The sequence below is a fragment of the Candidatus Nitrotoga sp. M5 genome, from assembly GCF_927904885.1.
Taxonomy (GTDB): domain Bacteria; phylum Pseudomonadota; class Gammaproteobacteria; order Burkholderiales; family Gallionellaceae; genus Nitrotoga.
The window spans coordinates 1-12,176 of the sequence record NZ_CAKMNW010000002.1; the positions used below are offsets into that span (position 1 = coordinate 1).

Genomic DNA, 12,176 nt, shown 5'->3' on the forward strand with positions numbered 1-12,176 from the left:
GACAGTCACTTCGATCAAATCGGGTAACTGTCAGATGATGTCGCGATTACTACACGTAAAAGAAGTACCTAACCATGTTATAACCAAGATGTCGAGGTCAGCGAGAAATGGATGGCATAGCAAGGTCTAGTGCTCAGCTTGTTTTTGTTCTTTAAGTAGATTACGGATTTCCGTAAGGAGCACTTCTTCGTTTGAAAATTTTGGTGTTTCTGCTGGTTTCTCTTCCTCTTTTTTCTTTAATGAATTTATACCTTTGATAGCCAAAAATATTGCAAAGGCAACAATCGTAAAATCAACCATTGACTGGATGAACTTCCCGTAGCTAATCACAACAGCAGGCGCTTCTCTTGTAGCCTCTTGAACGATGTACACCAAACTCGAAAAATCAACCCCGCCTAATAAAACTCCAATTGGAGGCATTAATACGTCCCCAACAAATGATGAAACAATTTTTCCAAACGCAGCTCCAATGATAATTCCTACGGCCATGTCGACAACATTCCCCTTGACGGCAAACTCCTTAAATTCATTCATCATACTCATGGTTTCTCTCCTTCATATGTAGTGATTAAATATATTGGAAACATGATATATCGCTTAATTCCGATCAGTTTTAATAAGGGTACCTCCGCTTCTGGAATTTAGTTGCCCCTGAATTCATTTGGATGATGGATTGTAAAATTTAAGTTAGCATCGGACGAAGGTGAACTGGCGCAACTACGGGTGACTATAGCCCCTCCAATCTTATGGTGTCTACAATTTTCTATCCTACTTTGCTCTCTACTGCCGCATACGCGTACTCGTGAATTAGCATCGGTTGACATAACGGTCGTATGAGTTTGGGAGCCCAGCATCGATGCACATCGTTGAACTGGCGCACTTCGTTGATGCGCTCAAAATGTGCCTTGTCCTGAAATATCAATCGAATCGGTTCATCATTGGCCCAATCTTGGTGGGTTTCGGCAAGTGTTTCAAGGGTTTTTACAGTCCTCCTAACAGCCTGTCGGACTTAAAGAATAGTAGCCCCAATTGAGCTGGGCAAAATGTGAGTTTGCGAACTTTTAGCTTGCGGCGAAAAGCTGCTTACCCAACTTGGCAAGTTTGCAGGGTAATAATTGTTATATTGAAGAAGTATTAGCGAAATAGCTACCGCTCAGCTCAATTTGCAGCCGAATTCTTTAGGTCCGACAGGCTGCTAAAAGTCGTTATGGATAAACTGAATTTTCCACGGCACCTGTGGCATCAATGGGAACGGCATGCTCCCCTGTACGCACTAATCTTACTCGACCACCATCTCCGCGTTGGTGGAAATCCACTTTTCCATCGTAAAAACTGACACCCCAAGCAAAAGACGAGTTATCCATTGCAGGCTCAACCGACCAGAAATGTGCAGCCGGTGTTGGCCACTTCATAGGGAAGGCGGCAGTATTAATCGAGGGATTTCTAACGCTTGTATCCACAATGCTTGACAGTTCATTTGCAAAGGGCAAGCGCCAAGCTTTACCAGTGGACATCGCTTCGTGTTTTGCTATGGCGCGCGCTTGATCCCATGTAAAAGCCTCTGCGACCCCAGTGCAGCCAGTGGCAGTCGTTGTCATGCCCTCAGGACAGCGCCGCCAGATTCGGCCAGTCTTGTTGTCAGTGACTTCGTTACCATCCTCCGATATTTCGAATCTGGCCGGAATGTCTACATCAGGGGTGCTTGGTGTGGCCTGAACGTCGTTCGGAAGGGAGGTGGTGGTTTTCATGATAATGGTCTCCGTAGATTGGTTGGAATAGATTGAGTGCTTCATACACTTGCATGATGATCGCTCTTGATTTGCTTGTAACATAAATTATTTGCAATTATGTATTGCTGTTATTTATTAGTATCTAATGAATAGTATTTCATAGTATGGGGTGCCTCTAAATTAGAGTTTATTTGCTGCTCCGGCCAAACTTATTTAACCTGCATCTCATGTTCGCGGCAGATAAACCTTGTTGGACTGAACCTAACGGAGAGCAGAGCTTATGGGGATTGTAAGGTTTTGTGTCGAGTCGTCAACTGCATAATCAGGGAATACATCGGTGGGTGAAGAATAAGCGGGTGCTCAAGCGTAACCTTTCTGTGCGCATTGTTGTCTGAATGTCGCACATATGGATAAGTGCAAACGCCATTCCTGCCAAACGGACGAGTGTATCTGCAACAGAACACATTTCGCAGCAAACAATCTATAGAAGTGTCCGTAATCACTTGACCACTACACATCGAGTAAGGAAGCTACGATTATCGAAAAAAAGAATTGAAATTAAACTGAATAAATTGCGCCGAGCACACAGGGGTGGCGAGCACCAGTAACGGTGGTCAAATTGACGCTATAACCATATAATCGTTGCCGTGCAAACCAAGCAAAAGCTATGGCCTCCAACCAATCAACTTCTAGGCCTAACGGGTCAGTGGTTTGAATACGGCAATTCGGTAAAGATAAGCCCAAGTATTGCACTAAAGCTTGATTATGTGCGCCACCACCACACAAATAAACCTCTTGCGCGCCATCACAAAAACAATGGATCGCGTCTGAAATAACGCGACTGCTAAATGCGAGCAGAGTAGCCTGTACGTTAACAGGCACTTCATCGCCACGTAGTTTGCTGTTCAACCAAGCTAGATTAAACAAATCACGCCCACTGCTTTTTGGTGGTACTGCATTCAAGAAAGGTTCGTCCAATAACTGCTGTAGCAGCGCTGGAATGACCTGTCCGCTGGCAGCCCACGCGCCATCTTGATCGTAAAGTTCTCCACGCTGTAGAGAAATCCATGCATCCATCAGCATGTTACCCGGGCCGCAATCGAAGCCAGTCGTATGGCGCTTGGGTGGAAGATTAGTAAGGTTGCTTATGCCACCGATGTTGACAATAACACGGTGAATGCTTGGGTGGCGAAAAACGCTGTCGTGAAAAACAGGTACGAGCGGGGCACCCTGTCCTCCTGCGGCGATATCACCGCTGCGGAAATCACTGACAACGGTAATGCCGCTCAATTCGGTCAGCAAGGCTGCATTGCCCAGTTGCAGAGTATAACCGTCGCTAGGGCAATGTCGTATAGTCTGTCCGTGGCAACCAATAGCGCGAACTTGGTCGAGAGGGATGTTAGCTTCTCGCAATAGAATTGCCGTTGCTGCCGCATATAAGTTCGCTAATTCATTGGCGATTATCTGCATCTGATGCAGCTCATCATTTGCAGAGTGATGCAGGGCTAGCAGCGTGTCTTTGAGCCTGCTGTTGTAAGCTTGAAAGTGGGTGCCGAGCAACTTTGGATAGCCGGTGGAAAAGTCGACCAAGACAACATCAATACCATCCAAGCTGGTGCCTGACATGATGCCTATATAATATTCAGAATGGGGCTGAACTATTTGATTCTGCTCCGTGTGATTTTGTTCAGTCAAGTTTAGCTAAGTTGGTGTCGCGCAACAAGCTTAAACGTGCGGTCAGGCTGCGGGTAGCATCTTGGAAAGCAAGCTTCTGCGCATAGTTCAGGGGGGCGGCGTCCGGAAATGTAGCTCGCAAGGGATCGCGATGCTGATCATTGACAATGAATTCATAATGCAAGTGCGGACCCGTGGCCAAGCCAGTCATACCGACAAAACCGATAATATCTCCCTGCTCCACTCTTTGCCCGGGGCGCAAGCCGCTAGAAAACCGTGATAAGTGCCCATATAAGGTGGTGTGGCGACGCTTATGCTTCACTATTACAACATTACCATACCCTCCTTTTTTGCCGACAAAAGATACCGTCCCATCGGCAGTAACTTTTACCTTGGTGCCGTGCGCTGCAGCATAGTCCACACCTTTATGCGAACGCCATTTATTCAGTACCGGGTGAAAGCGCGACCGACTGAAACCGGAACTAATGCGTGAAAATACTAGTGGTGAACGCAAAAAAACCTTTCGCCTGCTCTTACCATCCGGTGTGAAATAATCACCATGAGCGTTGTTATCTTTGAAGTACACCACACGGTAGCTTTGGCCTTGATTGATGAACTCGGCAGCTTGAATGCGTCCGGCACTAACCGGTTCGCCGTTGCTGTAATTCATTTCGTAAATTACGTTGAATTTGTCTCCTTTGCGCAGGTCACGATGGAAGTCAATATCATTGCCAAAAATTTCAGCCAGTTGGATGGCGGTCGACTCCGGCAAGTTAATTGCATCGGTCGCAGCAAACAGGCTGCTGTTGATTTCACCAGTACGCATCAGCAGACGTGTTTCAAGCACAGGTGCCTGTATGCTGCTCTCAAGACCACTGATGCCTTTTTCTATAAGAATCTGTTTGTCTTCGTTATCAAGGTAACGCAACGTCAGCAGACTACCATCCATATCGGTTTCAGCTTGCACTGATTTACCTACAGCAAGTTGTCGGAAGGATGTTGCGGCTGGATCGTGATGCAGATATTTGCTAGCAGAGGGATCTTCCACTTGCAGACGGCGCATAAGCTCAGCTACGGTATCTCCGCGCTGCACGTGTTCATTGCGCCAAAATGTAGCGGCCTTGGAATTGGTGGCGCTGGTATTAGTTAAAGCGTCATAGGGTAGGACGATTTTTTCCGCGGCCATGGTAAGGGATGTAAAGGAGTTGTCAGGCTGCGGTGCGATTCCAAATGCAGTGACCACTCCAAGCAAGGGCAGGCTGGATAAGGCAACGAACCAGCGCAACTTTGATTTTTTTTCTTGTGTCAGGGTGCTTTGGTTTAACATATACGTCTCCCGGCGACCGCATTCTCTAAAGATTACGGGCACTATTTTTCAGTGTGAAGGCCATGGTACCAGAAAGTGACCGTCTCTCAAAATTCATTGGCAAAATACAGACTAATGGTTAAAACATGAGAACAAAAGGTTGAATCACTTGCAGTGATATTTTACAGAGCCCCCTTCGTCCAGACAATAATTGCATCGAATTTTAGTGGGTAACTTCCTTCAGGCAGCGGAAAAGCGCTGCCCCTGTTTACGGTTAGTTTTTTGTTTCTATGTCTGGGTGAGTTTTACTATCTATCTTTACTTGGCCACAACTCTGGCGCCACCACCACTTGCTGTACGGTATACATTATTTGGTGTTGAAGGTCTCAGGTGTGTCATATGGCTTGTAATGCCTGCTCCAGGTACTCCACACAGAACTCACTTCCAGTGTGTTCGATAACCGCCACGACACCACTTTACGCGAGTACCAGTCGATCACGGCCACTAAGTGATCGTGTTGGCGTCAGTGGAAACATTCGCGGTGGATGGCGGACATTGAGCGACTGAATGTCCGCATGTGGCGAAGGCGTGTTTCAGGTTGCCCTAGCGACTCTATCGAACCTGTCTCGCGCGCAGCCTTGGAAGCCGCGGTTAAGTCTGTTGTGCCGTTCCGGCAGTCATGTCTTTGTACCTGTCGTCGATGCACACGTCCATACTGCAGGAAAGGTGTTTGAATTTACCCTTTTGTGCGATATGCATGCAGCAATTCGCGCAGAAAGTTTACGCTGGAGCATCCGCTTATTCCTCACCCATTGGTGTACTCACTGACCATGCGGTTAAAGACTCGCCACAAAACCTTAAAGCCATATAAGTTCTGCTCTTCAAAAGGTTCAGTCCAGCGAGGATAATCTACCGTAAAGTGGACGTGAATAAATTAGTTTGGACTGGGCGGCAGATAAATACTATTTGTTAAGATAGCTTCACTATGTAAAATAGGAATCTGTTTGTGAGGCTTTATAAATGCGAGAGAGCTTGTGCCCTCTCGCTTAGGTATATACGATATTAGATTAAACTGAAAAAGAGGATCCACAACCACAGGTGGAAGTCGCTCCTGGGTTCTTGATTACAAATTGTGAGCCTTCTAACCCATCCTGATAATCAATTTCTGCGCCCACTAGATATTGGATGCTCATCGGGTCAATCAACAACTGCACCCCATTTTTATTCAGTACGGTGTCATCTTCATTAGTTACTTCATCTAAAGTAAAGCCATACTGAAAACCGGAGCAGCCGCCACCGCTAACGGCAATGCGCAACTTTAAGTTGGCATTATCCTCTTCTTCAATCATTACTTTAACCTTATTGGCCGCACTGTCGGTAAACACCAGCGGATCTTGCGTTTCGGTTACTGCGTTCATTTAGATTACCTCCGTGAATTAGTTAGCTAGCCATTCCTCACTACTGAGCTCAATACTATTACTTATTAGTCATTGCATTCCCAGATAGTCGTAAAGTTAGAATTAATACGTAACTGATTTATTGTACTTTAAATTAAGTTGACATGCTATGTTTAGCGTCTGCCGCTGCTAGGAGGAAGAAAGAGTTGTATCGCAGTCATTAGGTGCCGGTACCACCCAGGTTGTGCCCTTTAAAGGATCGCTCACACCGCCTAAAGTGTGAGTAATTGTGGTGCTGTAGCTACCAGAAGCAGCCTGTCGTCATTAGCCACGGTAACAGCGCTAGCATAGGCATTATTGTTGATCGAGTTAGCCCACCTGCGGCACCAGTGGAAGTATCATTCGTTTACGCTGACTGGCTGTTTCTATTTGGCCACGGGCGTATTGTCCAGTCGTTAGCTAGAGAATGTCACTTAATAATTCAGTTAATAGTCAAGTTACGCCTGCTTATAAAAACTTTTCGAAATTGGTTCCTGAAAGTGACTGAAGTGCTGATGGTGAAAGTCCTGATGATCGCCCGCACTTTGGGGGTCCTCAATCTCGGTAGCATCGGGCTGGATGGCAGTAAAATCAATGTCAACGCCAACGCATCCAAGCACAGTGTATATGAGCTAATGAGAGAGCCAGATACATTGAGATTTGATACAGCCAACAGTGCAAACAAGCCCGCCATGCTTGCTTATTACTCGCTGCTTCCACGCAACAACATTATGAAAAGCAGCATGCTGCTTACGTTGGGCTCTGCTATTGCCAATCGACCTCAATCATCACAATTAAACCTTCTCAAGGTAATAAGCCAAAGTCTCTGCAAAATGACATCACGCACTTTGCCTGTGATGTCGGCGACGTTATGAGTGTCGTCATTGATCGTGCAACGCAACGGTATATTCGTTTTACCGCGACCAGGCTGAAGTCAGCATCACCGGATTTTGCGCCAGCTGATACAGCTCGCACCGATGGAGATGCAAGAAATTCAAGCTGTTAACGGGCGTCAGTTCATAGATCGATTTATCGGCAAGGCTAAACACGCCACGGCAAGCATACGGTAGATGTTTGCTCTACCGAGTGGACATGGTGCATCGCCTGCTGCCATGACGATACAGGATGTTCCTTTTTTGGCCCGAAATAACACCTCCGATGTCCCGTTTAAAAATGTCTTGATCTGAGCCGAGGTCTGTAGTTTGCGTTTTTCATGCTGATCAGCATTATGTGCATAATGACTAATTAAGCAAGTCAATTGGAGACTTAATTCTTCCTCGATGAGGCTACCACTTGCGTGGAATGTAAAGTGAATGTTAGAGTTCCTAAGAGTAGCACCGTTCTTGTTGCTATAATTTCTGTAAGCCATACAGTCGTTGATCAGTGATAAGTAGTTTAGAAATATCTACAGTCTTGAGATTCGAGTTGGAGGCGTTTGATTACTCGATATTGCTATACTTTCTATCAATAATAATTTCCACATACTTTCCAAGGATACAATTTATGTCTTGCCACACTACTGATTTTAAAGGCTCCGTCATTGACGCGCTACAAGAAGCAATCGAACGGCAGATTCCTGATTCACAGGCTGAGGTGAGCGGCGGTGGCGGACACTTTAATATTAGCGTGTTGTCGCCTGCGTTCGCCAGTAAGAACATGCTTGAGTGTCAGCGGATGGTGTACAGCGCGATCTCTCATTTGATGGCGGGAGACGCGGCTCCCGTTCACGCTGTCGACAGTTTGAAAACTGGAATACCACCTGACTCATCCAACGCGAGCGCTTAGCACTAAAAGGTACAAATTTAACAGTGACCATGATGGCGTCTCAAGGTAATGTTAAACGCTTGGTTCGGCCTTTGTGATTGAGCTTAGCAATCTGAACAATCACGTTAGACGTTCTGATCTCACGGTCGCAATGGGTTGTTCCACATCTCGTGTCCAATATTAGCGTGGCAATTCATCATCAGAGATCTTGATGTTTGGCGCGTATGTGTCTCCATCAAGGATTACATTGATATGTAATCCTTGATGGACTGCTGCTGCCAATTAAGTGAACCGCTACCGCTCAACTAATCAGCGGACGGCTTCGCTAACTGCCGCTGATGTGGAAAAATGTGATGTTAGATTGCGCTCCATCTGCTGATGCAGGCAGTTTGGTGACAAATCTGAATTGTAAGCAGCAGTTAGTCGGCCAAACTTCTGTAACTCTCTCCGCCACAGGCGCACTTCGTAATTAATGCTGCCATCTCAACCAAAGGTAATTGGCCGGCAATGCGCATGTGGCGGCTTGCCCCATTTTAAAGTCACCAGTGCCTAGCGGCCTGACGGACTTAACAAATTGTAGTGTAAATTGAGCTGAGCGAGGGTGGCAAGGTAAACAGGCTATGGCCTAAAATCGCCCAAAGCTAACTTAATATAGTTAGTTAAAACAATTTGTTAAATTTAATTTCTTAAGAGACTTTTCCTTGCGATGAATACCTGCTGACCCCAGTTGACGGTTTTTTGGGCAACTGAACAACTATTTACCCTACAAGATCGTTAAAATTTTCCAGGCTCAGTTGATATTCGCTACGATTCGTTAAATCCGACAGGTTGCTAGCCAAGGAATAGATTAGTGAATGACAGTGAAATTAATACGAGGGACGATTGATTGCTCAATCTTCAGTCTTATTTTTAAGGTGTAGTATTCAGATTGTTGTTCGTGGAGTTCTTGGCAAGTTTATGTACGTATACCAAGCCAATGTCTAATTGTTGTACTTCAAGTTTTCTGTGGCCTTTCTTCTTAATCGTCATTAAAGAAATTTTCGTTGTGCTCTTGAAATAAGTGCGCCCCGCCCTTATTATTAGCACTCTCTGGTATCGAGTGCTAACTGGAGATACCGTTATTTTGTTAATTGTTTGTTTAAGGAGAATAAAACATGTTGGTCCGTCCTTTGCATGATCGTGTCGTTATCAAGCGCATGGAAGAAGAACGTAAGACTGCGTCCGGAATTGTCATTCCCGATTCCGCTACCGAGAAGCCTGATCACGGCGTAATCGTCGCTGTAGGCACTGGTAGATATGCTGACGACGGCAAACTAATCCCAATGACTGTAAAAGTTGGTGAAAAGGTTTTGTTCGGTAAACAAGCCCGTCAGACTTTTAAAATTGAGGGTGAAGAATACATAACGATGCACGAAGAAGAAATTATTGGTGTAATCGAAACTTAATATCCAGATATACGGTCTTTCCTGCCCTTCGGTAGGATGAGGTGATCTTCGGTAAAGACCGAAGTGAAACAACCAAATAACTTTAGGAGAAAGAAACATGGCAGCAAAAGACGTGAAATTCCATGATACTGGACGCAGTAAAATGGTTGCAGGTGTTAACATTTTAGCCAACGCGGTTAAAGTCACTCTTGGACCGAAAGGTCGTAACGTAGTGTTGGATCGCTCTTATGGCGCGCCCACAATAACCAAAGATGGAGTATCTGTCGCCAAGGAAATCGAGCTGAAGGACAAGTTCGAGAACATGGGCGCGCAAATGGTCAAGGAAGTAGCTTCGAAAACTTCTGACATAGCTGGTGACGGTACGACTACTGCGACCGTTCTGGCACAGTCCATAGTACAAGAAGGCATGAAATTTGTTGCTGCTGGAATGAACCCAATGGATCTGAAACGTGGTATCGATCAAGCAGTCTCAGTTGTCGCAGAGGAATTGAAAAAGTTGTCAAAACCATGCACTAGTTCTGCCGAAATTGCTCAAGTTGGCTCAATTTCTGCCAATTCTGACGACAATATAGGCAAGATTATTTCTGACGCGATGGACAAGGTAGGAAAAGAGGGTGTAATCACCGTTGAAGATGGTAAATCACTCGAGAACGAACTTGAATTGGTCGAAGGTATGCAGTTTGATCGCGGCTATCTGTCGCCATATTTTATTAACGATCAAGATAAGCAAAATGTAGAAATGGAAAATCCCTACATTTTGTTACACGACAAAAAAATCTCCAATATTCGTGACCTGTTGCCGCTACTGGAACAAGTTGCCAAGGCAAGTCGCCCGCTGGTAATTATTGCTGAGGATGTAGATGGCGAAGCGCTGGCTACTTTAGTGGTAAATAACATCCGTGGAATTCTGAAGACAGTTGCAGTTAAGGCTCCAGGCTTTGGTAGTAGGCGTCAGGCCATGTTGGAAGACATTGCTATTCTGACTGGTGGCACAGTGATTGCCGAAGAAGTCGGCTTGTCGCTTGAAAAGGCTACTCTGGCGGACTTGGGTCAAGCCAAGCGTATAGAAGTTAACAAAGAAAACACCATTCTTATTGATGGTGCAGGTAATGAAGAAGCGATCCAAGGTCGTGTCTCTCAAATTACCAAACAGGCCGAAGAAGCAACCAGCGATTATGACAAAGAAAAACTGGTAGAGCGCAAAGCCAAACTGGCTGGCGGAGTGGCAGTGATTAAAGTTGGCGCTGCAACGGAAGTTGAAATGAAAGAGAAAAAAGCACGCGTGGAAGATGCGCTGCATGCAACCCGTGCGGCAGTGGAAGAAGGCATTGTTCCCGGCGGCGGCGTTGCATTGTTGCGTGCCAAGGCAGCAGTGGCAAAGTTGAAGGGTCAAAATCATGACCAAGATGCAGGCATTACTATCGTGTTGCGTGCCATGGAATCGCCACTACGTTGCATTGTTGATAACGCAGGTGACGAGCCTTCGGTAGTGGCCAGCAAAGTGTTGGAAGGCAAAGGCAATTATGGCTACAACGCTGCGACTGGTGAGTATGGCGACATGCTGGCAATGGGCGTAGTCGATCCTACTAAGGTTACCCGTATTGCACTGCAAAATGCTGCTTCTATTGCTGGCTTGATGCTCACTACTGGATGCATGGTGGCTGAGTTAGAAGAAGAGAAGCCTGCCGTAGATTTGGGTGGCGGTGGTGGTATGGGTGGTATGGGTGGTATGGGTGGTATGGGTGGCATGATGTAATCATTGTGATTCATTTGCTGCTGAATCTGACGAACCCTGCCTTGTGCGGGGTTTGTTTTTGGAATTTGCAAACAGGAACGTAGGCATTGATGTGTGTGCCTTAAACTAAATTCTATGGTTCCTTAAATTGTATTTTGTCGTTATAATGCGCTCCTTCGCATAGGCCTGGTAGCTCAGTTGGTAGAGCAGTGGATTGAAGATCCTCGTGTCGGTGGTTCGATTCCGCCCCGGGCCACCATATTAATAAAGGCTTGCAGGATTTTAATCCTGCAAGCCTTTCATCATTTATGTAATAGTGTTAAGAAGTTATGCTATTTTCATCGGTACTTGCCATGCAGTTTACCCATCGTCGTCCAGGTATGTTCACCTAACCATCTACTTCATCCCCCTGTGTCAGGGTTGCCGAAATTTTTTGGTCAAAATTAACACCGTTATCTTAATAAAAACAGAAGTGTTAACGTTTAGTCATCCAATCATGAAAAGTGATGGGTAGCAAGCGTTCACAAAAGTGGTTAAACATTCTGCGTCCATCTTCGTCATAGGTGTTATTCAAATAGACACTCATTTTGGACTCAATTGTGCGGTATCGCAATCGATACACGCCCCTCATTTTTGTGTTTAATATGGCAGAACTCAAGGTTTGCAAGCTTTTCGGTTGAACGTTTGTCTGAATCAGCCTACGCATCGTCATCTCCTGTGAATTGTTTGACGCAGAATAATGAAGTAATGTTTCAGGGGAGTTACAAGACCATAAGTAATTTATTAATGGGGTGCTCTGGCTCTTGTTGGGGAAGCATTCAGTTGGGCCTCAGGTACTTCTAACAATCCAATTTTGCGAGCCGCCGCTTACAGAACTTTGTCATAATACGAGGCTACTCGAAAAAAATTATCACTTACAAATCGGTTACATGCCGAGCTCAAGTTTTTTACTCGTGCCTTAGAAACTTGAAATTTAGAGGCGCCATTCATTTCATACAGCTCAATCGAGCTAATGAATAAATGATGCACTAATATGTAGTAGTTCAGACTTAATCTGACAGTAAAGTCTTGCCAAAGGGTGGGGTT

At 45.5% G+C, this 12,176-nt stretch carries 9 protein-coding genes, 1 tRNA gene and 1 pseudogene; 5 read left to right on the forward strand and 6 right to left on the reverse strand.

Translation table 11 applies throughout. The features are described from left to right. Positions 1 to 126: 126 nt before the first annotated feature. From mscL to erpA, 6 genes and pseudogenes are all read right to left on the reverse strand, one after another. A complete protein-coding gene (gene mscL / locus MJ770_RS00955) occupies positions 127 to 543 on the reverse strand; it encodes a large-conductance mechanosensitive channel protein MscL (RefSeq protein ID WP_239249512.1) in 417 nt (138 codons plus the stop codon). A 662-nt stretch (positions 544 to 1,205) separates the two neighbouring features. Next, a complete protein-coding gene (locus MJ770_RS00960; protein ID WP_239249514.1) occupies positions 1,206 to 1,748 on the reverse strand; it encodes an Lcl C-terminal domain-containing protein in 543 nt (180 codons plus the stop codon). 540 nt (positions 1,749 to 2,288) lie between these two features. Further along, positions 2,289 to 3,392, reverse strand: coding sequence for an anhydro-N-acetylmuramic acid kinase (locus MJ770_RS00965; protein ID WP_256448759.1), 1,104 nt, complete (start codon positions 3,390 to 3,392; stop codon positions 2,289 to 2,291). 25 nt (positions 3,393 to 3,417) lie between these two features. Next, positions 3,418 to 4,731, reverse strand: coding sequence for a M23 family metallopeptidase (locus MJ770_RS00970; RefSeq protein WP_239249518.1), 1,314 nt, complete (start codon positions 4,729 to 4,731; stop codon positions 3,418 to 3,420). A gap of 352 nt (positions 4,732 to 5,083) precedes the next feature. Beyond that, positions 5,084 to 5,221 (reverse strand): annotated as a pseudogene (locus tag MJ770_RS15530) (IS3-like element ISAfe17 family transposase); the annotation flags it as partial. A gap of 556 nt (positions 5,222 to 5,777) precedes the next feature. Beyond that, entirely contained in the window at positions 5,778 to 6,128 is a 351-nt protein-coding gene (erpA, locus tag MJ770_RS00975) for an iron-sulfur cluster insertion protein ErpA (RefSeq protein ID WP_239249520.1), read from the reverse strand. Between the two features lie 518 nt (positions 6,129 to 6,646). Between erpA and MJ770_RS00980 the strand changes: the two genes are divergently transcribed. The 5 genes from MJ770_RS00980 to MJ770_RS01000 all read left to right on the forward strand — a co-directional run bounded on the left by MJ770_RS00980 (position 6,647) and on the right by MJ770_RS01000 (position 11,349). Next, positions 6,647 to 7,021 (forward strand): hypothetical protein, encoded by a 375-nt coding sequence (locus MJ770_RS00980; RefSeq protein WP_239249522.1) that lies wholly within the window; start codon positions 6,647 to 6,649, stop codon positions 7,019 to 7,021. Positions 7,022 to 7,649: 628 nt separating this feature from the next. After that, the gene (locus tag MJ770_RS00985; protein WP_239249524.1) at positions 7,650 to 7,931 is read left to right on the forward strand and encodes a BolA/IbaG family iron-sulfur metabolism protein; all 282 of its coding nucleotides are present in this window, start codon (positions 7,650 to 7,652) and stop codon (positions 7,929 to 7,931) included. 1,133 nt (positions 7,932 to 9,064) lie between these two features. Then, positions 9,065 to 9,355: a co-chaperone GroES gene (locus MJ770_RS00990; RefSeq protein ID WP_239249526.1), complete on the forward strand. Its 291-nt coding sequence runs from the start codon at positions 9,065 to 9,067 to the stop codon at positions 9,353 to 9,355. Positions 9,356 to 9,452: 97 nt separating this feature from the next. After that, on the forward strand, positions 9,453 to 11,111 hold the full coding sequence (groL, locus tag MJ770_RS00995; RefSeq protein ID WP_239249528.1) for a chaperonin GroEL: 1,659 nt from the start codon (positions 9,453 to 9,455) through the stop codon (positions 11,109 to 11,111). 162 nt (positions 11,112 to 11,273) lie between these two features. Next, a tRNA-Phe gene (locus tag MJ770_RS01000) sits at positions 11,274 to 11,349 on the forward strand. Positions 11,350 to 12,176 lie beyond the last annotated feature (827 nt).

Coding starts and splice junctions, on each gene's coding strand:
- mscL (WP_239249512.1), bottom strand. CDS start 543: ATGAGTATGATGAATGAATTTAAGGAGTTTGCCGTCAAGGGGAATGTT.
- MJ770_RS00960 (WP_239249514.1), bottom strand. CDS start 1,748: ATGAAAACCACCACCTCCCTTCCGAACGACGTTCAGGCCACACCAAGC.
- MJ770_RS00970 (WP_239249518.1), bottom strand. CDS start 4,731: ATGTTAAACCAAAGCACCCTGACACAAGAAAAAAAATCAAAGTTGCGC.
- erpA (WP_239249520.1), bottom strand. CDS start 6,128: ATGAACGCAGTAACCGAAACGCAAGATCCGCTGGTGTTTACCGACAGT.
- MJ770_RS00985 (WP_239249524.1), top strand. CDS start 7,650: ATGTCTTGCCACACTACTGATTTTAAAGGCTCCGTCATTGACGCGCTA.
- MJ770_RS00990 (WP_239249526.1), top strand. CDS start 9,065: ATGTTGGTCCGTCCTTTGCATGATCGTGTCGTTATCAAGCGCATGGAA.
- groL (WP_239249528.1), top strand. CDS start 9,453: ATGGCAGCAAAAGACGTGAAATTCCATGATACTGGACGCAGTAAAATG.